Annotated in this window: 22 protein-coding genes; 19 read left to right on the forward strand and 3 right to left on the reverse strand. The window is 42.7% G+C overall.

From position 1 onward, the window contains the following. Positions 1 to 40: 40 nt before the first annotated feature. Positions 41 to 1,018 carry a catechol 2,3-dioxygenase gene (locus ACY8D0_RS24125; protein WP_462412986.1) on the reverse strand — a complete coding sequence of 326 codons (978 nt, stop codon included), beginning with the start codon at positions 1,016 to 1,018 and terminating at the stop codon, positions 41 to 43. A gap of 190 nt (positions 1,019 to 1,208) precedes the next feature. On the opposite strand from ACY8D0_RS24125, the gene ACY8D0_RS24130 reads away from it, so the two are divergent. From ACY8D0_RS24130 to ACY8D0_RS24180, 11 genes are all read left to right on the forward strand, one after another. Beyond that, positions 1,209 to 1,850: a GntR family transcriptional regulator gene (locus ACY8D0_RS24130; protein WP_462412987.1), complete on the forward strand. Its 642-nt coding sequence runs from the start codon at positions 1,209 to 1,211 to the stop codon at positions 1,848 to 1,850. A 167-nt stretch (positions 1,851 to 2,017) separates the two neighbouring features. Then, the gene (locus tag ACY8D0_RS24135; protein ID WP_462412988.1) at positions 2,018 to 2,911 is read left to right on the forward strand and encodes a DUF1932 domain-containing protein; all 894 of its coding nucleotides are present in this window, start codon (positions 2,018 to 2,020) and stop codon (positions 2,909 to 2,911) included. Positions 2,912 to 3,076: 165 nt separating this feature from the next. Next, positions 3,077 to 3,808 (forward strand): PIG-L deacetylase family protein, encoded by a 732-nt coding sequence (locus ACY8D0_RS24140; protein WP_462412989.1) that lies wholly within the window; start codon positions 3,077 to 3,079, stop codon positions 3,806 to 3,808. Continuing rightward, complete coding sequence (locus ACY8D0_RS24145) at positions 3,808 to 4,527, forward strand: 4-carboxy-4-hydroxy-2-oxoadipate aldolase/oxaloacetate decarboxylase (RefSeq protein ID WP_462412990.1); 720 nt, start codon at positions 3,808 to 3,810, stop codon at positions 4,525 to 4,527. The genes ACY8D0_RS24140 and ACY8D0_RS24145 overlap by 1 nt, the downstream gene beginning before the upstream one ends. A gap of 36 nt (positions 4,528 to 4,563) precedes the next feature. Continuing rightward, complete coding sequence (locus ACY8D0_RS24150) at positions 4,564 to 4,944, forward strand: RidA family protein (protein WP_462412991.1); 381 nt, start codon at positions 4,564 to 4,566, stop codon at positions 4,942 to 4,944. A gap of 24 nt (positions 4,945 to 4,968) precedes the next feature. Then, positions 4,969 to 6,552: a phosphoenolpyruvate carboxykinase (ATP) gene (pckA, locus tag ACY8D0_RS24155; protein ID WP_462412992.1), complete on the forward strand. Its 1,584-nt coding sequence runs from the start codon at positions 4,969 to 4,971 to the stop codon at positions 6,550 to 6,552. Positions 6,553 to 6,779: 227 nt separating this feature from the next. After that, the gene (locus ACY8D0_RS24160) at positions 6,780 to 7,112 is read left to right on the forward strand and encodes a hypothetical protein (RefSeq protein WP_462412993.1); all 333 of its coding nucleotides are present in this window, start codon (positions 6,780 to 6,782) and stop codon (positions 7,110 to 7,112) included. A 63-nt stretch (positions 7,113 to 7,175) separates the two neighbouring features. Further along, positions 7,176 to 8,939, forward strand: a complete 1,764-nt coding sequence (locus tag ACY8D0_RS24165; RefSeq protein ID WP_462412994.1) for an ABC transporter ATP-binding protein — start codon at positions 7,176 to 7,178, stop codon at positions 8,937 to 8,939. Continuing rightward, complete coding sequence (locus ACY8D0_RS24170) at positions 8,914 to 10,752, forward strand: ABC transporter ATP-binding protein (protein ID WP_462412995.1); 1,839 nt, start codon at positions 8,914 to 8,916, stop codon at positions 10,750 to 10,752. Before ACY8D0_RS24165 ends, ACY8D0_RS24170 begins: the two co-directional genes overlap by 26 nt. A 418-nt stretch (positions 10,753 to 11,170) precedes the next feature. Beyond that, positions 11,171 to 13,093: a ribosomal protection-like ABC-F family protein gene (gene abc-f, locus ACY8D0_RS24175; protein ID WP_462412996.1), complete on the forward strand. Its 1,923-nt coding sequence runs from the start codon at positions 11,171 to 11,173 to the stop codon at positions 13,091 to 13,093. Positions 13,094 to 13,112: 19 nt separating this feature from the next. Further along, on the forward strand, positions 13,113 to 13,352 hold the full coding sequence (locus ACY8D0_RS24180) for a YdeI/OmpD-associated family protein (RefSeq protein ID WP_462412997.1): 240 nt from the start codon (positions 13,113 to 13,115) through the stop codon (positions 13,350 to 13,352). Positions 13,353 to 13,536: 184 nt separating this feature from the next. Here the strand turns inward: ACY8D0_RS24180 and ACY8D0_RS24185 are convergent, their stop codons facing one another. Together ACY8D0_RS24185 and ACY8D0_RS24190 are read right to left on the reverse strand one after the other, a co-directional pair. Beyond that, positions 13,537 to 14,520 (reverse strand): aldo/keto reductase, encoded by a 984-nt coding sequence (locus tag ACY8D0_RS24185; protein WP_462412998.1) that lies wholly within the window; start codon positions 14,518 to 14,520, stop codon positions 13,537 to 13,539. A 105-nt stretch (positions 14,521 to 14,625) separates the two neighbouring features. Beyond that, a complete protein-coding gene (locus ACY8D0_RS24190; protein ID WP_462412999.1) occupies positions 14,626 to 15,666 on the reverse strand; it encodes a glycosyltransferase in 1,041 nt (346 codons plus the stop codon). Positions 15,667 to 15,958: 292 nt separating this feature from the next. Here ACY8D0_RS24190 and ACY8D0_RS24195 point away from each other — a divergent pair, with 292 nt between their 5' ends. The 8 genes from ACY8D0_RS24195 (at position 15,959) to ACY8D0_RS24230 (ending at position 24,651) form a co-directional block, all read left to right on the forward strand. Then, positions 15,959 to 16,981 carry a methionine ABC transporter ATP-binding protein gene (locus ACY8D0_RS24195; RefSeq protein ID WP_462413000.1) on the forward strand — a complete coding sequence of 341 codons (1,023 nt, stop codon included), beginning with the start codon at positions 15,959 to 15,961 and terminating at the stop codon, positions 16,979 to 16,981. After that, complete coding sequence (locus ACY8D0_RS24200; RefSeq protein WP_462413001.1) at positions 16,978 to 17,637, forward strand: methionine ABC transporter permease; 660 nt, start codon at positions 16,978 to 16,980, stop codon at positions 17,635 to 17,637. Before ACY8D0_RS24195 ends, ACY8D0_RS24200 begins: the two co-directional genes overlap by 4 nt. Positions 17,638 to 17,675: 38 nt before the next feature. Then, positions 17,676 to 18,692 (forward strand): uroporphyrinogen decarboxylase family protein, encoded by a 1,017-nt coding sequence (locus tag ACY8D0_RS24205; RefSeq protein ID WP_462413002.1) that lies wholly within the window; start codon positions 17,676 to 17,678, stop codon positions 18,690 to 18,692. A gap of 15 nt (positions 18,693 to 18,707) precedes the next feature. Beyond that, positions 18,708 to 19,529 carry a MetQ/NlpA family ABC transporter substrate-binding protein gene (locus ACY8D0_RS24210; protein ID WP_462413003.1) on the forward strand — a complete coding sequence of 274 codons (822 nt, stop codon included), beginning with the start codon at positions 18,708 to 18,710 and terminating at the stop codon, positions 19,527 to 19,529. An 18-nt stretch (positions 19,530 to 19,547) separates the two neighbouring features. Beyond that, positions 19,548 to 20,354 carry a pyrroline-5-carboxylate reductase family protein gene (locus tag ACY8D0_RS24215; RefSeq protein ID WP_462413004.1) on the forward strand — a complete coding sequence of 269 codons (807 nt, stop codon included), beginning with the start codon at positions 19,548 to 19,550 and terminating at the stop codon, positions 20,352 to 20,354. Then, positions 20,351 to 21,127, forward strand: a complete 777-nt coding sequence (locus ACY8D0_RS24220) for a VOC family protein (protein ID WP_462413005.1) — start codon at positions 20,351 to 20,353, stop codon at positions 21,125 to 21,127. The genes ACY8D0_RS24215 and ACY8D0_RS24220 overlap by 4 nt, the downstream gene beginning before the upstream one ends. Positions 21,128 to 21,663: 536 nt before the next feature. Then, positions 21,664 to 22,533, forward strand: coding sequence for a BglG family transcription antiterminator LicT (gene licT / locus ACY8D0_RS24225; protein WP_462413006.1), 870 nt, complete (start codon positions 21,664 to 21,666; stop codon positions 22,531 to 22,533). A gap of 201 nt (positions 22,534 to 22,734) precedes the next feature. After that, complete coding sequence (locus ACY8D0_RS24230) at positions 22,735 to 24,651, forward strand: beta-glucoside-specific PTS transporter subunit IIABC (RefSeq protein ID WP_462413007.1); 1,917 nt, start codon at positions 22,735 to 22,737, stop codon at positions 24,649 to 24,651. The last annotated feature ends 22 nt before the right edge of the window (positions 24,652 to 24,673 follow it).

The raw sequence follows: 24,673 nt of genomic DNA on the forward strand, positions 1-24,673 counted from the left end.
AAACAGGAAATGGTCCCATCATTCTTGGGACCATGTCGGTTTATTTTTCAATAGGAGTTTTTTCCGGGACAACGGGAGTTCCATAGGAGTGGAATGTCGGGACGGTTTGATTACCCCAAGCCTGTCCGCGCTTGCGCTCCGCTTCTGTCCATGTAATCGGTTTCCAGTCTGGCGCTAACACTAAGTAGCCGCCGGAACATATTTCAATTCGGTTGCCGCCGGGTTCGTAAACGTATACAAAATAGGTCTGATTGATGGCATGCTTGCTTGGAGCGAACTCGATGAACACGTTATGGTCGACAAAAAGGTTTGCGGCCCGCCAAATCCCTTCATTCGTATCAACCGCAAATGCGATGTGATGGAAGCGGCCCTTGGAATCGGTTGCATCCTGTGTATAGACGACATCATAGGACTTATTGGCTGCCCTATACCATACGCCAGGTCGGCGGCCATTATCAAGCTGGATCTGTTCGGTCAATTTTAAACCAAGGAATTGTTCTGCAAAATCGCCGTCCGCCTCCGGGTTAGAAGACAAGTAATTGATATGGTCCAGGCTTTTTACAGCAGCACCGTGGCCGGTGAATTTTTGCGGCTGATTTTTTAAGGTTGGCCGCAGGTGCTCTGGCGGGTCATAGTAATTGGAATCATAATAAAGCTCCATTAAATGGCCGTCAGGACCCTTATATTGATAAGCCTTGCCGTGTCCTTTATCCCCATCAATCCAGCCAATTCCAAGTCCAGTCGCTTCAATGGCCTTTACCCGTCTTTCCAAGGCCTGCGGGCTCATCGTTCTTAAGGCAGTATGGCCTACTCCGGCCTGAGCTGATTTGGTCAGGATTAAGGAATATTCTTCATAATCTCCCCAGCAGCGAAGATAGGCAGACTCTCCATATCTATACACTTCCTGCATGCCAAGAATATCGGTAAAGAAAGAAACGCTTTCCTCCAGTTTTGGCGTTAACAGTTCCACATGGCCCAGGTGCGCAATATCATGTATCGGCTCTTCCCGTTGAACCATTATCTCCCCTCCTATGTTTTAACATTATTGTTCAACAATTCGAGTATATGACACCGTTTACAACAAGTCAACACAATAATCTAAATAGTCTGAAGTATATTACTTGCCACACTAATTGGTAGTGAAACTTATCATAAAATTATGTATAATAGAATTGTTAAACAATATTGGTAAATGAGGGAATATAGGAATGAATCGACCGATGGATATTGCCTATCAATTCATAAAAGAACGAATATTGGATGGTACCTATAAACCATCACAAAAATTGAATGAAATTGATTTATCGAAGGATATTGGCGTCAGCCGAAATACCATCAAGAAAGCTTTATTAAAACTGCAGCAGGAGCATTTAGTGGACATTGAAGAAAATAAAGGGGCCAATGTCAAATCATACAGTCTTGATGAAGTTCTCAATTATATGGAAGTCCGGGAAGTCTTGGAAGGATTAGTGGCCAGGAGAGCAGTGGCGCATTTAACGGAGCCGGATTTGAAAGAATTGGAGAAGATTGTTGGGCAAATGAAGGGGCACCTTGAAAATAACCGGTATGATGAATATTCCAGTTTAAATAAAGTGTTTCATAGTATCATTTATAAGGCATCAGAAAACAAACAAGCGGTAGAAATGATCAACGTTATCAAAACCCAATTGTTAAGATATCAGCTCAGAACTATCCTGATTCCCGGCAGAAACCAGGAATCACTGACGGAGCATCAAAATATCCTAAAGGCGTTAAAGGAACGTAATGAAGAGCTGGCGGACAAAGCGGTTAGGCTTCATATCTTCAACATCCGGAAAACGATACAAACCCACTATGCCTATTTGTCTTAAAACGTTTTATTATTTAAATGGTGAGAGAGATTTCACCATTTTTTTATGCTTAATAGATTTCAGATAATTCTATATTGACAGAAATAAAAGTGTGGAAGTATACTAAATGCTGTATCTGCGATTGTTGAACAATATTGTTTTTATAATAAATGTAAGGGGGAATTCCCATGCCAGTCCCTGTAATCGGATTTATTGGCTTAGGAGAAGCAGCCTTTTTAATGGCCCAAGGTCTTCAAGGTGAAGGGGTAATAGAAATTCACGCTTTTGACGTGAATGCCCACCATGCAGAACTGGGTCCAACCATTCGGGAGCGTGCGGCCCAATTAAATATTAGTCTGGCAGACTCATTAGCCGATTTGGTTAAAAATTGTCCCATTGTTTTCTGTGCTGCAAGTGCGAAAGTGGCGGAATTAATTGCGGTTAAAGCAAAGGAATACTTGGCAGCAGACCAAATTTATATTGATTTGAATGCAGCTTCACCTATGGTAAAGGAAAATATTGCGCTTTTGGTCAAAGAGACAGGTGCCAAGTTTGTGGATGCTGCAGTAATGGAGCCGGTTCCATTAAGAAAACATCAAGTTCCCATTTTTATCAGCGGGAGCGGGGCAAAAGAATTCTTGCAGTTCGGCCGAGATTTTAGTATGAATCTTACAATGATCAATGAAACAGCCGGGAGTTCATCGGCAATCAAAATGTTTAGAAGCATTTTTATGAAAGGGTATACGATGCTGCTGTTTGAAACGCTGCAGGCTTCACACAAATACGGGGCAGACCAAATGATTATGGATTCATTGGCTGAAACGTTTCGGCAAAAATCATTTGAAGAGACGGCAAATATGCTGATGACAAGAACGGCCATCCATGCTGAACGCAGGGTAGCGGAGATGGGAGAAGTCATCAAAACACTCGACATGCTGGAGGTGGACTCGTCTATGTCTAAAGCGGCCAAGGAAAAGTTAATGAGATTGGTAGAAATAGATTTAAGGGGACAGTTAAACCACCAAGTCCCTGAAGACTATCGTGAAGTATTGAATGCATTAGCTAATCTCACCATGGAGTAGAAAAGGAGGCAGGGAGCAATCTCTGCCTTTTGTTTTAAACAAACCTTTTTTCTGAATTTAGTGAATATTATTGACACGGATATATTGAACATTTTATAATGATTTTAAACAAAATTGTTCAACAATATCGGAATAATAGATTATAAAAAAACTGGGGGAAGACACATGATTGATCATAATACGAATCTATTAGTAGTTAGCGCACACGCTGCCGACTTTGTTTGGAGAGGCGGCGGGACAATTGCCAAATACGTTAAGCATGGCGCCAATGTACACCTCGTTATTTTAAGCTACGGGGCAAGGGGAGAATCCAATGACCTTTGGAATATTGAAGGTCAGACAATGGAAAATGTGAAAGCCCATCGCCAGAGTGAAATTGAAGCAGCTGCCCAGTGCTTGGGTGTGGAAAACTTTGAAATTTGGGATTATCAGGATTATCATATGGAAATTAATTCTGAGAGAATGGATTGCCTGGTTCGTAAGATAAGAGAGGTTAGGCCACATCATATTCTTACACATGGGCCGCGGGATGCCTTTAATCCGGACCACGAAACGGTTTCAAAGTATGTATTTGATGCAGGCGTTTTATCAACTTCCAATGGTGTGAGACTCGAGGGCACCAAAACGGCCAAACAAGCAAGCATATTCGGCTTTGAACCACACCAATCCGAAATCAGCGACTTCAAGCCTGAAGTGATTATCGATATCACGGAAACCTTTGAACAAAAACAGGCCGCCATGAATTGCTTCAAAGCCCAAAAACATTTAATAGATTACTACGGAGCAAAAGCCCAGCTTCGCGGAAACCATGCCCGAAGATGTTCCGGCAATAATGACTATAAGTATGCGGAAGCATTTAGCCGCTTTTTCCCTTATGTTGGAGGTGAATTTATCTAATGCAAAAATATGTCCTCAAAAACATTACCCGTCCTGGCGAAAAAATCATCGAAGAATTTAAACAGCTAGATGTTTCCACCGTTTACGAAGCCCAGGGAAAACTTGGCCTCATGGATTATCAATTGAAGCCTATTTTAAACAATAGGATGATTTGCGGTCCTGCTGTTACAGTCGTTTGCCCTGCAGGCGATAACCTGATGATTCACGCTGCCGTTGAAGTGTGCAAACCTGGTGATGTCCTCGTCATTACAACCATTGGTGAAGGGACAGCCGGAATGATTGGGGAATTAATTGTAACCGCTTTGATGAAGCGCGGAGTTCAAGGCGTCATTATTGACTCAGGAATAAGAGATGTCGCCAGAATCCGTGAACTGGGCTTTCCCATTTGGACGAAGGCTGTTTTCTCCCAAGGAACTACCAAGATAAAGGGGGGCTGGGTGAATGCGCCAACTGTCTGCGGAGGGACATCTGTCGAGCCGGGGGATCTGATTATGGCAGATGATGACGGGGTAGTGGTGGTCAAAAAGTCAGATCTGCAGTTTGCATTAGATTCATCTAAGCAACGGTTACTAACAGAAGAAGGAACCAAAGAGAAAATTGCCAGAGGCGAATTAAGTGTAGACTTTTACAACTTAAGGCCGACATTGGAAAATGAACAAGTTATTTATTATGAGGATGAAGCGGAGTTTAAAAAACATTTAGTACCTGAATTGAGATAACGGTCGAGCTTAACTATTTCGAGAGGAGTGAATGGTATGGCGAAACGTGAAGTTTTACATGTGAAAGGATCGAACCACCAGAACCCAATCCCCACCGCAGTAAAAATTGGAAATATGGTCTACACTTCAGCCATTATTGGATCGGACCCTGAAACAGGCGAGATGCCAGAACGGGTGGAAGACGAAGTGGCCAATCTTTTTCATTATATGAGGGAGATTATGGAGCTTGCCGGTGGGACGACCGACGATATTGCTCATTTAAGTGTATCCGTGACGGACCGTGAATATAAAAAAATAGTTAATGTAGAGTGGCTTAAAATGTTCCCGAATGAAGACGATCGTCCTGCAAGGCATACATCTGTTAAGAATTTACGAGAAGGACTCAGGGTGCAAATTGAAATGACGGCAGTTCTATAAAATAAAAAAGAAGGTACCCGCCATATGAATTCCATTCTTTTTACGAATGAAATAGTTCAGCTTTTGTCAAAAGATAACGTGCACAAACAATTATCGGTCCCACAATTGGTTGAAAAGGTAATAGAGCGTAAAGAGGGGAAACTAACATCAGTGGGTGCCATCAGTGTGGCCACTGGAAAATATACAGGGCGTTCACCCCGCGACAAATTTATTGTCGAGGAGGAAACAACCAAAAACAAAATTGCCTGGGGCTCCATTAACCAGTCGATTTCTGAAAACTACTATTCCAAGCTTCTTGATAAGATGATACATTATTTGGACCAACAGGATGAACTTTTTATATTTGAGGGATTTGCTGGTGCTGATCCTATTTATCAATTGCCCATAAGGGTCATTAATGAATATGCATGGCACAACCTATTTGCCCATCAATTATTTATCAGGCCGAATGAAGCAGAGTTACAAAACCATCAACCTGAGTTTACTGTCATTTGTGCTCCTGGTTTCAAGGCCGACCCAAAGGTGGACGGGACCCATTCTGAAGTCTTTATCATAGTTTCCTTTGAGCGGAAGACCATCCTTATTGGTGGAACAGAGTATGCAGGTGAAATGAAAAAGGCCATTTTTTCGGTTATGAACTATCTGCTCCCTGAAAATGGTGTTTTGCCTATGCATTGTTCGGCGAATGTCGGCCGTGAAGATGACGTTGCCCTATTCTTTGGTTTGTCCGGAACAGGAAAAACCACTTTATCCGCCCATCCAGACCGCTGGCTAATCGGTGATGACGAACATGGCTGGTCAGCAAATGGGGTTTTTAATATGGAAGGCGGCTGCTATGCGAAGACGCTTAACCTATCTCCAGAAAAAGAACCTGAAATTTTTAACGCGATCCGATTTGGCACCGTTCTTGAAAATATTGTTTCCGACACCCATTCGAGGGTAGCTGACTTTGGTGATTCTACCTTGACGGAGAATACGCGTGCCGCTTATTCACTTGATGCGCTTACTCATTTTGTTGAACCAAGCCTGGCGGGTCACCCTAAAACGATTATATTTCTTACAGCCGATGCTTTTGGCGTTTTGCCGCCGATTTCCAAATTAACAAAGGAACAGGCCGAATATCACTTCCTAAGCGGTTATACATCGAAACTGGCTGGAACCGAGCGAGGTGTTACAGCTCCTGAAGCAACCTTTTCGACCTGCTTTGGAGCACCTTTCCTGCCGCTTCCTGCCACTCGATATTCAGAAATGTTTATTCAAAAGATTATCGAGGATAACGCCAATGTTTTTCTCGTTAACACAGGCTGGACAGGAGGAGAATACGGTGTCGGCCAAAGAATGAAGCTTTCCTATACTAGAGCCATGGTGAATGCTGCTATTGAAGGGGCATTGGACCATATTGAAACGGTCAAAGAGCCCTATTTCGGATTGTGCATTCCGCTTCATGTTCCAGGAGTTCCAGATGATGTTCTCCAGCCTCATAAAACGTGGAAGAATCCAAAAGCTTACGCTGAGAAAGCCAAAGAACTCTCGATGAAGTTCCGCCATAATTATAAAAAGTTCTCTAAACTAACGGATGTTGAAGAAACGGGCGGTCCGCTTCAATAAATGAAAGTTATTTCCCTCAGGAAAAGCTGATATCTTAAAAAGTCAAAAAGGTATCCTATATGGTGGTTCAAAGTTTGACGAAAAGTAGTTATAAAGGCTGTAAGGAGATTTGTCTTCTTTCAGCCTTTTTTTAGTTTGCATTAATAACAGAATATATTGACATTTTATCCACAAATAATTAATCTATAAAATGAATGTATACAATTGTATGCACTGGAGGGGTCTAGATGAAGAACGAAGATATGAATAGTCATTGGAAAGGTGAAAAGCATCAGGGAGGGAGGCATAAACGAAAGGATCGCTGTGGGGCACAAACCTTCCGCCGCGGACGGGCACTGGATTTTTTAGAAAAGCTTCGCTTAAAACAAGTGTCCTTAAAGCAGCAAGTAGAGGCGCCAGAGTTCCAAGCAATCAAACCGGTTATTCTTGGGGAGTTAAAAGCGGTTGAGCTTATTATCGAGGAATTTATCCAGCAATTTGAACTCTACGAAGTGGTAGATAGGACAAAGAGCGCTAGACTGGGAGAATTAGAGGATGAAGGGTCATCGAATAATCCCTAACGAGGAGTGCGAGCCCTAAATGCCCGAGAGGCAGATATGAATGTTTAGTAAAGGAGAAAAAACATGTGGGGATTAAGACACTACATAAAACCATACTGGAAATCGGTTTTAATCGCACCCTTATTTATGCTGATTGAAGTGTTTTCGGATTTGCTCCAGCCGACCCTTGCGGCCAAGATCGTCAACCAGGGAGTGGTCGGGAGAGATTTGCAAACCATACAGCATACAGGAGCCCTAATGGTGATAGTGGCGATACTCGGTTTATTGGGAGGCGTTGGATGCAATATATTTGCCAGCCGAGCATCGCAGAATTTTGGTGCCGATATTAGGGAAGGCCTATTCACAAAGGTGCAAACCTTTTCGTTTGAAAATCTGGATAGCTTTCAAACAGGGTCATTAATTACACGGATGACCAATGATGTCGTCCAAGTCCAAAATTTACTGAGAATATTTTTGCAGTCATTGATCCGAACACCCGGATTATTAATCGGCAGCGTGACCATGGCGCTATTACTGAACCTCCATTTGGGACTCATCCTTTTAGGGACACTGTTTGTCTTGGTTTTCATCCTGATTGTCATTATCCGATATTCTTATCCGTTGTTTGCTAACGTCCAAGCTAAACTAGACGCCGTGAACAATCGGCTTCAGGAAAATTTGGCCGGCATCAGGGTAGTCAAAGCCTTTGTTCGTTTGGATTATGAAAAAAACCAATTTGAACAGGCCAATAAAAACTACGCACAGTCGGCCATAAAAGCGGCTCGGGTCATTGCGATGAATACGCCGATTGTCACACTCATCATGAATGCCTGCTTGGTTGGCATCTTGATGTACGGCGGGGACTTGGTTTGGATGAAGTCTGTCCAGGTGGGGGATTTGGTGGCGTTTATTAATTATGTCACACAAGTTCTTTCGTCCTTGCTAATGGTGAGTACCCTGCTTGTGAACATTTCACAGTCCAATGTTTCTGCCACACGGATCCAACAGGTTCTATCAACGGAACCAACTATTAAAAGCAATCCAATAGCAAAGGACTCCAACGTTCAAGCAAAACATATCAAGTTTGATAGGGTTGGATTCTCATATGGAGGATTGTCTAATCAAAAAGAGTCGATCTTGCGGGAAGTCAGCTTTGAAGCCGTTCAAGGAGAAACCGTCGCCATCATCGGGTCGACAGGTTCCGGCAAGTCCACGCTTGTCCAGCTGATTCCGAGATTGTATGATGTCACGGCTGGTTCGATTTTGCTAGATGGGAAGGATAGCCGACAGCTGCCCTTGCCAGAGCTGAGAGGCCAAATCGGGATGGTTCTCCAAGAATCATTTTTATTTACAGGTTCCATAAAGGATAATATTTCCTTTGGTAAACCAGATGCCACACAAGTAGAGATTGAGAATGCTGCCAAAATCGCCCAGGCGCATGATTTTATCACCAGATTGCCAAACGGCTATGAAACAAAGGTGGGGCAAAGAGGCGTCAATTTGTCGGGCGGACAAAAACAGAGGCTCGCCATTGCCCGAGCCCTGCTGGTCAAGCCTCCCATTTTAATTTTGGATGACAGCACGAGTGCCCTGGACCTGGGGACCGAAAAACGGCTCCGTGATGCCTTAGCCAATAGAATGAAAGAAAGCATCACATTCTTAATCGCCCAAAAAATCTCGTCCGTGATGAACGCTGAAAAAATTCTTGTCATGGAGGATGGTGCGATTGCAGGTATCGGGACCCATCAACAATTGATGGAAACGTGTGCCGTCTATCAGGATATTTATCGGTCCCAATATGGTGGGAGGGAGGAGGAGTATTATGTCGAACAACAGCAATCAAGCTAACAATAATCCAAACCCTTTTCAAATGTCTAATCGGGGCCCGCGGCCAGGCGAGGTTCCGAAAGAAAGGTCAAAGAATGCGAAGAGGACCCTGCTTAGAATATGGGCCTTTTTAAAGAGGCAGCAGCAAGCCCTGTGGCTTGTCATCATTTGCACCGCTTTAGTCTCCTGCTTCGCGCTATTGGGACCTTATTTAATCGGAAAAACGATTGACCATTATATTATCCCTCACCAACTAAACGGTTTTTTGCTCATGGGTATGGCCTTGCTCGGAGTTTACCTTTTAGGTGCAGTATTTACCTGGCTCCAGCAATATGTCGCAGCGGGGTTGGCTCAGAATACGGTAAAGGAAATGCGCCAAGATCTTTTTGAAAAATATCAGCAGCTGCCGATACCGTTTTTTGACCAACGAACACATGGGGAGCTCATGAGCCGAACGACCAATGACTTGGAAAACGTGTCCAATACACTGAACCAGACAGTGGTCCAGCTGATTTCCAGTGTGTTCATGCTCGTGGGCAGTGTGGCGATGATGCTGAGTTTAAGTGTTTGGATGACCCTAATTGTCATGTTAACGGTGCCGTTGATTACCACAATAACGAAAAAAATAACGAAATATACACGCAAGTATTTTTCTGAACAGCAGAAAAGCTTGGGCCAAGTCAACGGGTTTGTCCAAGAAAGCATCTCAGGCCTGCGGGTCATTAAAGTGTTTGGACGGGAAGCAAAATCCTTGGAGGAATTCCGCGAGATGAACGAACGATTGCGTTCAGTGGGTTTGAAGGCCCAAAGCATTTCCGGTTCGATGGGACCGCTGATGAATATGACGCGTAATTTGACCTTTGTGATTATTGCTGCCGTCGGTGGAATTCTTACCTACCATGATATTATTACAATTGGGATTATCGTGAGTTTCTTGAACTATTCCAGCCAATTCAGCCAGCCGATTAATCAATTGGCTAACCAATACAATTTGCTTCAATCGGCCATTGCCGGTGCGGAGCGGGTTTTTGAGGTAATGGAGCTAGATTCGGAATTTTCAGATGAGAAAGTTACGGAGTCTGACCAAAAAATAATTGGAGACGTCACCTTTGATCAGGTTTACTTTGGGTATGCACCGGATGCTCCTGTTCTGAAGAATGTTACGTTCCATGCTGAGCCTGGCCAGATGATTGCATTGGTAGGCCCTACTGGGGCAGGGAAAACGACCATCATTAACCTATTAACGCGATTCTATGAAATTCAATCCGGCAAGATTCTAATTGACGGTAAAGACATCCATAAAATGGGCAAACAATTTTTAAGAAAACATATCGGACTGGTGCTGCAGGATGCTTATGTGTTTTCCGGAACGATTCGGGAAAACATCCGTTATGGCCGTCTGGATGCGACGGATCAAGAAGTGGAGGAAGCGGCTCGTTTGGCGAATGCCGATTCGTTTATCAGGAAGCTGCCTAAGGGCTACGACACGGAGTTACAAGCGGAAGGAAGCAACCTTAGCCAAGGACAAAAGCAGCTGTTGACCATAGCCAGAGCGGTGCTAGCCAATCCATCGGTACTCATTTTGGATGAAGCCACCAGCAGTGTAGATACCCGGACGGAGTTTCACATCCAAGAGGCGATGAAGACTCTAATGAAGGGCAGAACTAGTTTTGTCATTGCCCACAGGCTCAGCACCATCCGGGAGGCAGATGCCATATTGGTCATCAATAATGGCGAAGTTGTTGAGCAAGGGTCCCATAATGAGCTATTAAGGAAGAATGGTTTCTATTTCAACCTATATAATAATCAATTAACCCAGGGTTACGCAGGTTGATTTTATATTTACAATTATATGTAAAAATGGGATAATAAAGGAAATACCAGAGGAGGGAAGTAAGTTTATGGAACCAGCTAATTGCCAATTTTAATTTTTAAAAAATTAATAGGATTTTGTAAGGAGTGGAGAATTGCCTAATTATGCAGGTTTATTTGGCATGCTCTTTATGGAACCAAGGCAAATTAGATGGTAACTTACTTTACTGATATCGGGATTATAATTTTGGGTACTTTAATTTAAGTATTCCGCATGCTTTGAGCAAATTTTTGCTTTAGTCTGTATGAAATTATATTCAAGAACACAAGACTGTAAGAAGAACCCTCTTCTTATGGTCTTTTTTATTTTTCAAGTAAATAATGTCTTTTTTTGCCTTGTCCATAAAATCGAAATATTATGGATGGAAGAAGGAATTCTTATGTTGGAATTGAAGTTGCAAGGCGTTAAAAAGTTTATGGAAGCGACCCTTGTGGTTAAGAATATAAGCCTTGAAGCATATGAAGGGGAAAAGGTCGGGATTGTTGGTGCGAACGGCAGCGGCAAGAGCACCATTCTTAAACTAATTGCCGGCATCGAACCAATGAATTATTACCCCGGTTATCCGCAGACTTCAAGCCCTGGGTACGATGAGGGGCTGATTCACCTGCCTCGCGGTGCCACCAGAGCGTATCTGGAACAGACACCGGTATATCCGGAGGGGTTAAAGGTCAACGATGTATTGAATTCGGCCTTTGAAGAAATTGACAGCATCGAGAAGCAGATGCGCGAATTAGAGGGACAAATGAAGACATTGGATGGTGCCCAGTTAGAGAAGGCGTTAAGTAAGTACAGTGAATTTTTCCATTTATATGAAGTAAAAGGCGGCTACGAACGAGAAGAAAAAATAAGCAGGGTTTGTACCGGCCTTCACTTCTCTGACAGTTTTTTAAATAGAGATTTTGATTTGCTTAGCGGCGGTGAAAAAACAACGGTCGTGCTTGGAAAGCTGTTAATCCATCAACCGGACTTTTTACTGCTGGATGAGCCGACCAACCATTTGGATATGCCATCAATTGAATGGCTGGAGGGGTATTTGAAGAACTATAAAGGAATAGTTCTTATCGTGTCTCATGACCGATATTTTCTTGACAATGTCGTCTCAAAAATCGTGGAAATCGAGGATATGGAGTCCATCACCTACAAGGGCAATTATTCCTCGTTTGTCAGCCAGAAAGAAGAAAATTTGCGGATTCAATATGAGCATTTTCGAGAACAGCAAAAAAAGATTGGCAATATGGAGCATACCGTCACGACTCTGAGGGACTGGGCGATGCGCGGAGGTAATGACAAGTTCTTCCGAAGAGCGGCAAGCATCCAAAAGAAGCTTGATAAAATGGAGCGAATCGATAAGCCCATTTTTGAGAGGCGGAATATGCGGCTCGACTTTAAAGCGACACATCGATCCGGAAAGGAGACCATTAAGGCAGCCGGACTTTCTAAGCGCTATCAGGACAAAGTAATCTTTAAAGAAGCTGATATGATGATTCATTACGGCGAAAGAGTGGGGTTGATCGGACCAAATGGCAGCGGGAAAACCACGTTCTTAAAGATGCTGTTGGGTGAGGTGCATCCGGATCACGGAGTGGTCGAGTTAGGTGCTAATGTGCGGGCAGCTTATTTGCCGCAGAACATTATTTTTAAAAATGAAGAGCTGACCGTGCTTGAGGCGTTTCGGGAGGATGTTTCCATTCTTGAGGGCAAGGCTCGGGAGTACTTGGCAAAATTCATGTTTTATAAAAGCAGTGTGTTTAAAAAGGTAAAACAGTTGTCAGGGGGAGAGCGGATCCGGCTGAAGCTGGCGATGCTCTTATATCAAGAAATCAATCTGTTAATTCTGGATGAGCCGACGAATCATTTGGATATTGATTCCATAGAAACCTTGGAGGAGGCTCTAGAAGACTTTAAAGGCACAATCTTTTTTATTTCACACGACCGGTATTTCATTAATAAAATGGCTGATCGGGTGATTGCTTTAGAGGATTGTTTATTGAAAAGCTATCCTGGAAATTATAATGATTATAAGATTGAAAAGGAGAAGCACAGTTCCCAGAAGAATGATGAGCCTGTTAAAAAGGTTGATAAGGTCAAGAAACAAAGGGAAGGTAATAAAGATATCAAGAAGGAAGCCGCTGCGGCCGAGGCTCTTGTAAAGATAGAGAGTCTTGAGAAGGAAATTAGTGAAATAGATTTGGTCATGGCTGACGGAAAAAAAGACTATCAGGAACTTAACAGGCTTTATGAAAGGAAACTTGAATTAAGCAGAGAGCTGGATGTTGCAATGGAATTTTGGTTAAGTTCCTGATGAGATGGGAGGAGATTCAATGGACATATCAAGGTTAAAACGTGCTGTCTACCCGATGCCAGACGATGTGGAAGCGAGATTGCAAGAAGCAGATTTACTGGAAAGATACAAAATGAGGCCTCCGTATCAGCAAAACGATTATATTGGGTGGATTACACGGGCTAAACGTCCGGAAACAAGAGAAAAAAGATTGAAGCAAATGTTAGACGAACTGCATTCTGGTTGGCTTTATATGGGGATGAAGTATAACGCTAAGTAAGTTAACAGTTAGTTTTCTTCCAACTAGCACCTAGTTTAAGTACCAAGGACTGCTCGTTTTTTGTCGATATTTCCCGGGAAAAAATCGAGGGCTTACGAAAATTACAGATAAAAGAGCATCCAACGTATCGGATGCTCTTTTACTACACCATATCTTGTAGTATCGCAGATATAAACATTTTAAATTAATATACGCCGCGAATTAAATCTTTAACTTGAGTATTGTAGAAGTTTTTGAGCTTGGCGAGTTCCTCCTGAGTGAAAGGAACAGTATCCAATGCTTGTAGATTGCTGTCGATTTGCCCGGAATTTTTAAAACCTGGGATTACGCAGGATACTTCTTTTTGATCAAGAATCCAACGGAGTGCTGCACTTGCCATCGATGGTCTTCCATCGGCAATCCACCTTAACTGATCTGCGAGTTCTACTCCAGTTTTAAAACCTACACCAGCGAAGGTTTCCCCGACATTAAAAGATTCACCATTTTCATTGTAGCGGCGGTGATCGTCCTGTTCGAAGACATGGTCTCTTGTAAATTTGCCTGTCAGTAATCCACTTGCAAGAGGAACCCTTGCAAGAATGCCCACTCCTTGTTCGTATGCTTTAGGGAAAAGCTCCTCTAGTGGTTTTTGCCGGAAAATATTAAAGATGACTTGCAGAGCTTTCACATTTGGGTGTTCTAAGCAGATTAGTCCTTCTTCGACCGACTCAACGCTAACCCCGTAATTTCTAATCTTTCCTTCTTGTTGAAGCCGGTCCAATACGTGGAAAACTTCTCCGTCTTTTAAAATATCTGTTGCGGGGCAATGGATTTGATATAAATCGATTGCTTCACGCTGTAAACGCTTTAAACTAGCTTCGCAATAAGAGCTTACGGTTTCATAGGAGTAATTATTATGGTCGTGGATATCTCCTTTTCGGCAAAACTTCGTGGCAATAAATATTTGATCTTCTTTCCCTTTTGTTGCTTTAGCCAGCAATTCCTCGCTATGTCCATCACCATAGACATCGGCTGTATCAAAGAAATTGACCCCTTTTTCAATGGCGTAGTTAATAGCTTTTAGCGATTCTTCGTCATTTGTTTTTCCCCAGCTGCCGCCGACTGCCCATGTTCCGAAACTGACTTCACTTACCTGTATACCGGTATTGCCTAATGAACGATATTTCATATGTATTCACCTCTCCTTTCATATATATCATTATATCTCATGCATCCCGAACACGAAATTATAAAAAAAGAACCCCTCCTTGTATCTAAGAAGGAATTCTTTGATTTAACGTGTTAAGGCGTTAGTAGGCTGGGGGACAGGCCCCACTCCTGCTAGCCATTGATCGAAGAAGTCATAGTAGCCTTTTTTCATCACGGTGCTTGAAAATCTCTCAAAGCCGGCAATGCGATTGTCTAGTGAATATTTTGCATTCGAGGCTAGAGCCATGTTCACTAACTCAAACCAGTTTTGGTCGTTACCTGAAAATGTATGTCTTGAATCTATGTGGCTATAACAAGGATGTGAAGGCTTTACGATAATTTTACCCATGGCCAAGGCTTCTGTTAACGGCATGGCAAAGGTATCAAACTTAGAACTATTCCAATACACTTTGGCTGTGTTCATCAGAGCAAAAACCTCATCTTGCGAAAGAGCAAACTCCAGTTTCACATTATCTGGAATACTGTATTTCTTGACGCTTTCTCGGTAACGTTCTCCGCCAAACACCATGACCACTTCTGCGTGAGGATTTTGCCTTGCATACTCCAGCACTACTTGGGGTTGTCGGTTCTCTTCGTCCCTGCCAATCCAAAGGACGCGGTTATCCACGATTTGAGCAGGATCAAAATGCTTTTCTGCTAATCTTTCATCAAACCCGATCGGTATGACTGTGATATCATCCACCCCAAAATTAGAATGTAGCTCCCGCTTAAGAAACTCAGTCTGAACGATCGCCTTGTCGACAATGGAGTAAAAGGGTTTCATCATCTCATAGCCGGTCAAAGCAGGATCAGGAAAACTATGCGGGAATAGCACGCCATTTTTTATAAACATTTTTAAAAAAGTAAATCCCGATACAGTATATATCACATGGTCAATGTTTTTGGCATAAAGCTTGTCCAAAACAACATCGTAGTTTACCAGATCGCCTTTCTCATGTTCGTATCCAGGAAGGTGGTCATAGCCGCTCACATGCCGTTCCGGTGAAATAAATACAATTTCAACCCCAAACTCGCGGCAAATCGCTTTTAACCTTTCCGCAAAAATCCGCGGTCCATGGTTCTCTGTAAACTGGATCTTCCTCATGACTAAACCAACTTTTTTCATAGAACACTCACCACCTATATTTTTAAAATCCTAATCGGTTCGGAATATCACCAATTGTAACATAAAGTATATGGTTATTTTTAAAGGACTTTTTTCCAAGAATCAAATAGAGGGGAAAGTCAAGAATTTTTCAAAAAAATCATGAAATATACTGCTAATTTTTACATATTTGTGAATAAAATCACATACTATTGAAGGATATTTTTGAAAATGATAGCATCCAATTATTCCGATAAAAAAACTGTGTTATTTACTTCTTACTAAGAAATTTGCGGGAACGAGGGGACTGCATATGATTGAACTGATAGACGTACATAAAACCTTCTATCGAAAAGGAATCTCCAATGAGGCATTAAAAGGAATTAATTTAAAGATCCAAAAAGGAGATATTTTCGGTGTTATCGGCTATAGCGGGGCTGGAAAAAGCACGCTAATCCGCCTGGTGAATTATTTGGAAAGACCCACAAAGGGGCAGGTCCTAATAGAAGGAAAAGCATTGGATACCTACAATGATAAAGAATTGCGGGCGGTCAAACGAAAAATTGGCATGGTGTTTCAGCATTTCAATTTGCTCGAATCCAAAAAGGTTTTCGATAACGTGGCCATGCCGCTTATATTAGCCAAAAAGGATAAAAAACAAATCCAAGCGAGGGTAAGCGAATTGCTGGAGTTCGTGGGGCTGAGTGACAAGGCAAACAGCTATCCAAGCGAATTATCCGGCGGTCAGAAACAGCGTGTCGGAATCGCAAGGGCGCTGGCCTCCAATCCGTCCATTTTATTGTGTGACGAAGCCACATCGGCGCTCGACCCGCAAACCACACAATCCATCTTGCAATTACTTAAAAAAATCAATAAGGAATATAACATCACGATTATGATCATTACCCATGAAATGTCGGTCATCCAGGAAATCTGCAATCGGGTGGCCGTCATGGAAAACGGCCAGATTATCGAACAAGGGTCAGTTCTGGAGGTATTTGGCCATCCTAAGCATCCCACCACAGAGAATTTTGTCCGGACGGTCATTCAAAATTCGCTGCCGGGCAGTATGAAGAAATCGCTTGTTCAGGGAACCACCCAGTATTTATTTAAGCTAGAGTTTGTAGGGGAAAAAGCCTCCGAACCCATTTTGTATGAGTTAGTCCGTCAATACGATATCAAATTCAATATATTATTTGCCAGCACAACTGAAATTCAGGATACGACATTAGGCAACATGGTCATTCAACTGAATGGTAAGTCAGAGGCGATCCAACTAGCCGTATCCTTTTTGAAGGCGCAAGGTGTTGACGTAGAGGAGGTGCAAGCCATATGATTTCAACCACCATTACCGCAGATCAATTTGGGCAGGCGATTATCGATACAATTTATATGGTAGGGATGTCATTACTCATTGGCGCATTGATTGGGATTCCACTTGGCATCTTTTTGGTGGTGACCCGGCCAGGCGGCATTCTGCAAAATAAATGGGTTTACAGCCTTTTGAACCCGGTTATCAATATTGTCCGATCTCTGCCATTTATTATTCTATTGGTTGCCATCATTCCGTTTACGAGATTGATTGTCCATACATCCATTGGAACGAGCGCAGCGATTGTCCCGCCGATTATTTATATCGCACCGTATATTGGCCGTCTTGTAGAAAATTCGTTATTGGATGTAAATCCGGGGATTTTGGAAGCAGCCGAAGCCATGGGGGCGACTCCTTTTCAGGTCATTTGGCATTTTCTCCTGCCGGAAGCATTTGGTTCGTTAATTTTAACATTGACAACAGCGACCATCGGCTTAATCGGTGCCACGGCTATGGCTGGAACCGTTGGCGGAGGCGGAGTGGGGGACTTGGCCATTTCGTATGGATACCAGCGTTTTGATACATTCGTTATGGTTGCCACAGTTGTAGTCTTAATCATATTTGTCCAAGGGATTCAATCCTTGGGGAACTATCTGGCTAGAAAAATAAGAAGAAATTAGATTTTTTAAATTTAGTAGACAACAAGGAGGGAATATCCATGAGTGGATGGAACAAAAAGGACCGCTTTAATGCGCTGTTGTCCGGTGAAATGGCCGATCGCCCGATCGTAAGCGGCTGGCGCCATTTTACAGATAAAGAGCAAAATGCAAAGGATTTAGCAGAAACAACCATTGAATTTACCAAACAGTACGATTGGGATTGGGTAAAAATCAATCCGCGTGCCACCTATCTATCAGAAATTTGGGGCAATACCTATGATTTTCAAGATTATCGCACCGTTTTCCCAAGACAAACCAATGCGGCCATAGCTGCACCGGAAGATGTATGGAATATCCAAGCAAAATCTGCTGCAGGTTCAGCACCACTGCAGGAACAATTGCAGGCTGTCAAACAAATACGGGAGGGGCTGCCGGAAACGCCAATCATTCAAACCATCTTTTCACCCTTGACCGTTTTGATGTTCTTAGCTGGAAGGTCCGCCTATGTCTATGAAACCATTTTTGGCATCGAAGAACCAGTTTCGTATGAAGCTTTATTTTCGGAGCAGAGAAGCGGGGTACATAAGGCATTGCATGCGATTAGTTTAACACTTGCTGATTATGTGACAGAACTCGAGAGGGCTGGAGCAGACGGGGTCTTTTATGCGGTAACTGGCACGGCTCATCCTAAACTATTCAATGAAGCTATGTTCAATGAATTTTCCCGGCCATATGACTTAATCGTGCTGGAAGCAGCTTCGTATGGAAAGCGGGTCTTACATACCTGCGGCCCCTATTCCCAGCCGGAGCGGTTTAACGACTATCCGATTGAAGGAATCAGCTGGGATACGGGAGCAGCGGGAAACCTGGAATTAACAGGAGACCTAAAAGCAACTAAGGTTGGCGGCGTGGACCATGAATTATTTGCGAAAAATGATATCCGGCAAATCCAGGAGCAGGCCAAGGAAGCACTGCACCTGATGGCCGGCCAGCCATTTATCCTGGCGCCGAATTGTTCCATTCCAATTACAGTAAAAGATGAAGCCTTATATCAACTAAAAAATACTATTTTGTAAAAGGGGGTTAAAAAGATGAAAAAGTTATTCTTATTAGCAGCGATTGGACTACTACTATTCTTATCGGCATGCGGAACAGAGAAAACAGCATCAGCAGAGAAAAAGGAAATCACAGTGGGGTTTGGCGTAGGAACTTATGAAGAACAATTTAGCAAGGGCATCTTGCCGATTTTAGAGGAAAAAGGCTACAAAGTGAACATCAAGACTTTCTCGCAAAACATGCAGGTCAACCCGGCCATGAAAGAGGGATCGATTGATGCCAGCATCTTCCAAAGTACTGCTTATATGGAAGGGATTAACGAACAGCTCGATATGGACATGAAGGGAATCACCTTTGTGCCAACAGCTCCACAAGGCCTTTACTCCCAAAAACATAAGTCACTGGATGACGTGAAGGATGGCACAACAGTGGCCCTTCCGAATGATCCAGTTAACCAGGAACGCGCCGTCAGAATTTTGGAGGAACTTGGCTGGGTGAAAGTCAAAGCAAATGCTGGAACAACCGATTTCAATTTAAGCAGTGTTGTGCCTGATAAATATGATATTTCCTTTAAAGTATTGGATCCGGCCCAAATTATGGTCTCCTTACAAGACGTGGATTATGGGGTTATTAATGGTAACTACATTGCCAATGCCGGCAAGAAAATTACCGATGCCTTAAAAATTGAAAATACACCAAAACAGCACCGGATTATTGTTTCTATCAATAAGAAGGATGAGAACAAACAATGGGCAAAAGACTTGAAAGCGGCTTATGAATCAAAGGATTTTGCTGACTATATCAAATCGCAAGACAAATATGATGGATTTATTTTAGTGGATTCTTCGAATAAATAAGGATAGCAGGTGGCAAGCATGAAGCAGATTCATTTTATCGGCGGCGGACAGATGGCCGAAGCGATGATCCGGGCGGTAATCGCAAATGGCGTAGTACTGGCTGACCAGATTAGTGTGGCAGATATCAATGTGCAGCGCTGTGAGCTGTTAAGTAATAAATACGGAGTGCGTCACTCCGTTGACCAGACCATTCCCCTTGCGGAAGCTGAATTGGTCGTGATTGCGGTCCGGCCGCAGGATCATTTGGCGCAAGTGGGTGAGTCCATCCGCCAGTATACGAGTTCCAATATTCCTATTTTATCGATTGTGGCAGGAGTGACCATCCAACAACTGAGCGAATTCATTGGCGACACCCGCCCGATTATCCGGGTCATTCCCAATACATTGACCGATACCGGTTTGGGCTACAGTGGGGCCGCTTTAAACCCATATGCAAAAAAGGAACAAGTCGATGCATTTTTAAACGGCTTTGGAAAAGTCCTTTATTTGGATGAAAAATTAATTGATGTATTTACTGGCTTTGGAGTTGCCGGCCCCAATTATGTCTATTATTTCATCGAATCTTTTGCCGATGCTGGTGTGCTGGCCGGGTTATCACGTGAGCAGGCTTGGCAGGTGGCACTTGAAAACGTTGCTGGTTCTGTCGTAATGTTAAAGAAAAGCGGTCTGCACCCAAGACAATTGCTGGACATAAATAATTCGGCCGGCGGCGTGGGAATCCATGCCCTTTATGAATTAAACAACAGTGATTTTGCCGCGGGGCTGCAGCGGGCCGTCAAGGCGGCTGTGAAGCGGACCACTGAGTTGGGAGAGGAATCCAATTGACAACGTTAAGCTGGGATCATGTCGTACATTATGTGAATGACCTCAAAAAACCTATTCAAGTGTTTAAAGACAATGGGCTGATTGCATTTAAAGGCGGCTCACATAAGTTTTGGGGGACCTATAACGCCCTCAGTTATTTTGGTCTGACGTACATTGAATTTTTGGCGATCGAGAATCGTGAATTGGCCAGCTCTATTCAAGAGCCGAACCGGGTGGTAAAGGATGCGGTAACGACATTGCCTGAACATGAAGCGTTGAGCCGGGTGGCAATCCGGTCGGACAATATCGAGGAGACAGTTGAAAGATTGAAAGCAAATGGGTTGGCGGTATCCCCGATTATGGCTGGGAAACGTTTAAATGCACATGGCCAGTTGATTGAATGGAAAATGGTAACCATTGATGGCGATTTTCAAGGGCTTGTTTATCCGTTTGTCATTCAGTGGAAAGGAACGGATGAGGAGCGCTTGAAGAATTTAGCTGAAACGGGTGTCATCCAGCCCCATCCGGCTGGAGAGGTGACGATTGAAAGTGCTCTTTTTACCGTCTCGGATCCTATAGCCACTGCACAACATTGGCAGAATTTATTTGACCTTTCTATTGTTGACTCACATGACCCGTCATCCGTGACATTGTCGATTGGGGACAAACAGTTTATCTTTGCACGGGGCCAAGCCAATCAGCTGACCCAGATTAATTATAAGGCTTCCTCAGAACAATTAGCGGGAAAAACGCTGACCATCGGTGAAGGAAAATATGCGTTTAAATCCCTTTGAAAATTGATATCTCACAAATAGTCCAGTTTATCTAATTGGACTATTTTTTTGTTTGGCTCTGTTAAGTGATATTGTTGATTTATAAAACTCTGTTGATTGGAGCGGATAAGCTCTACTCCTGCGGGATACGGAGACCGGGGAAGCTCCCGTATCCCGCGGAAAGAGAGCGCCTGGAGCGGAAATCAACAGCCTTATTCAACAGAGACACCCGTGCAACAAAAATTGCACCATGGGTCATGGAAATAAGCAAACTTGTCAATAATGTTTGTTCTTTATTTAAGCTCGTTTATTTTCAGGGGAGCCTTTTGTTTATTAGAGTTCAATTTAACTAAGAAAAAATGAGTGAATTCGACAAATTTTGCAAAAAATGATTGACAGTCAAAGATAAGGAAGTATAAAATCAAATATTATTTACCATAAAAAACGGATTGTTACTGCTCTGCAGGCAAAACCTAAATTTGTGAAGGATTACATTTTCAATCTCATTTGCAAATTTAGGTTTGTTTTTTAATACATTAATCAAGGACGAGTGCGATATGGAAATAAAAAAAATCTTAAATAATAATGTCGTCGTGTCAACTAATTCAGGAAACCAAGAAGTCGTGGTCATGGGCAGAGGACTGGCCTTCCAGAAAAAAATCGGCCAGGAGATTGATGCATCCCAAATAGAGAAGACCTTTGTCCTTGAGACCCATGGAATGACGGAAAAACTGGCTAAATTGTTGAAAGAAACACCAGAGCAATATTTGAATATCTCATCCAAAATTATTGAATATGCCCAGTCCCGGCTTTCGTACAAATTGGATGATTATTTATATGTCGCACTGACCGACCACTTAAGTTTTGCCATCAGCCGGCATAAACAGGGGATTGAGCTCAAGAATCCATTGCAGTGGGAAATTCGCAAATATTATAAGCAAGAATACCAAGTAGGGTTACAAGCGCTCGATATCATTGAAGAAGGTACAGGAGTGCGGCTTGGAGAAGACGAAGCGGCAGCAATTGCACTGCATTTGGTTAACAGCCAGCTTTCTGGTGAAAATATGGCGACGGCTATTCAAGTGACTGAAATGGTGAATACGATCCTTAACATTGTGAAATACCATTTCAAAATGGAACTGGACGAAAGCTCGTTAAATTACGAGCGATTTTTAACCCATTTGCGGTTCTTTGCAGTTCGCTTTGTAAGAAGAGAAAAGCTTGATGATACCATTGATGAATTTTTCTATGAGCAGATCGCCCACAAGTACACTGAAGCATTTAATTGTACCCAAAAAATCGCTACCTATTTAGAAAGCAACTTTAAATGGAGTCTGTCCAGGGATGAAGAAATCTACTTGACGGTCCATATTCACAGGGTGACAAACAGGCATCAGCTCAATAAAAATGAGGATGGAAAAAAATAAAAAATATTTCATATGAAAACGTTGACAGCTAAATGTAAGCGTGTTATTATCTCAATATAAAGTTTAATATGATTTCTTCGAAGGAATGTTACCTGTAAAGGGCATAACCTGATCTAGATTGAAAACACATACATCCAGTGTGTGAATTCAAATCTGGATCAGGTTTTTTATTTCTAAAAAACATTGGAAGAAGGTACAAACATGAAATACGAGCAATTAGCCAAAGATATAATCCAAAATGTCGGCGGACGTGAAAACGTTAACAGTGTGGTTCACTGTGTGACCCGGCTACGGTTTAAGTTAAAAGATGAAGGAAAAGCCAATACAGAAGTTTTGAAAAATATGGATGGCGTCGTGACTGTAATGAAAAGCGGCGGACAGTACCAGGTTGTTATCGGTAACCACGTTCCAGATGTATATGCAGCTGTTTTAGCGGTAGGAAATTTAAGCGGCGGCGGTCCTGTTGATAACGATGGCTCAGATAGTGGAGAAAAACTTGGCTTGGGCGCTAGATTCATAGACATGATTTCAGGCGTGTTCACTCCGGTGCTTGGCGTTTTAGCCGCAACAGGTATGATTAAAGGTCTTGCGGCATTAGTTTTAGCGTTGCATTGGGTGGAAGCGACTTCAGGAACGTATAACATATTGAATATTGCTGGCGATGGTTTATTTAACTTCTTGCCAATTTTCTTGGGCTACACAGCAATGAAGAAATTTGGAGGTACACCGTTTGTTGGTATGGCGATTGCAGCCGCACTTGTGCACCCAACATTATCAACATTGACAACAGGTGATGCCCTAACCACACTCTTCAAAGGTACCATCTTTGAATCAGCCGTATACATTAAATTCTTAGGAATTCCTGTTATTTTAATGAGCTATGCATCAAGTGTTATTCCGATTATCCTTTCTGCTTTTGTTGCTACAAAAGTTGAAAAAGGCTTAAAAAAGATCATTCCAGACGTTGTAAAAACATTCTTAGTTCCATTCTTTACGATTTTAATCATGGTTCCATTAACCTTCCTAATCATCGGACCAGTTTCTACTTGGGCTGGCAGCCTGCTAGGTTCTGCAACCATTTGGCTCTATAATGTAAGCCCTGTTGTGGCTGGCTTACTTCTCGGAGGTTTCTGGCAAGTATTTGTAATGTTTGGCCTTCACTGGGGTCTTGTTCCAATCGCCATGAACAATATCGCAACAATGAAGTTCGACCCAATTCTAGCTACCACCGTTATGGTATGTTTTGCCCAAATCGGTGCGGTTTTAGCGGTTATGCTAAGGACGAAAAACAAATCTTTGAAATCTCTAAGTATTCCAGCATTCATTTCCGGTATTTTTGGTGTAACAGAACCAGCCATTTACGGTGTTACTTTACCACTTAAAAAGCCATTCATCATGAGCTGTATCGGTGGTGGTGTCGGCGGTGCTGTTATCGGTGCAACTGCAGGTAAACTATGGATGTTCGGCGGAATGGGAGTATTCGTTATACCGGCCTTTATCAAACCAGGCTCAAGTCTTGGTATGGCATTCTGGGGATCCATTATTTCAATAGTAGTAAGTTTTGTAGTAGGATTTGTTCTAACATACCTATTCGGTATGGGAAAAGAAAAAGATGCTGGTCAACCATCTGGTAATGAGAAAGTACAAGCTAATACTACAGATGTAAAAGTTGCAAATTTAGTTGTGGCAAGCCCATTAACAGGGAATGTAATGGCATTATCTGAAATTGAAGATGCTGCCTTCGCTTCAGGTGCACTTGGTAAAGGTGTGGCAATCGAACCGTCAGAAGGAAAATTGGTTTCGCCGGTATCTGGAACCGTTTCAGTTCTTTTCCCAACTAACCATGCGATTGGTATTACTACTGATGATGGCGCAGAACTATTGGTTCACATCGGTATGGACACTGTACAGTTAAACGGACAACACTTTACTGCACACACAAAACAAGGTGCGCGTGTAGAAAAAGGACAACTATTAATTGAATTTGATATCGAGGCCATTAAAGCTGCTGGTTATCCTGTAACCACTCCGGTTGTTGTAACTAACCCAGATCAATACAAAATTGTTACTACAGAGAAAAAACAACTAAAAGCCGGAGAATTATTAATCCAAGCATAATAACAAATAGTAAATGAGAAGG

The sequence above is a fragment of the Neobacillus camarae genome, from assembly GCF_054950115.1.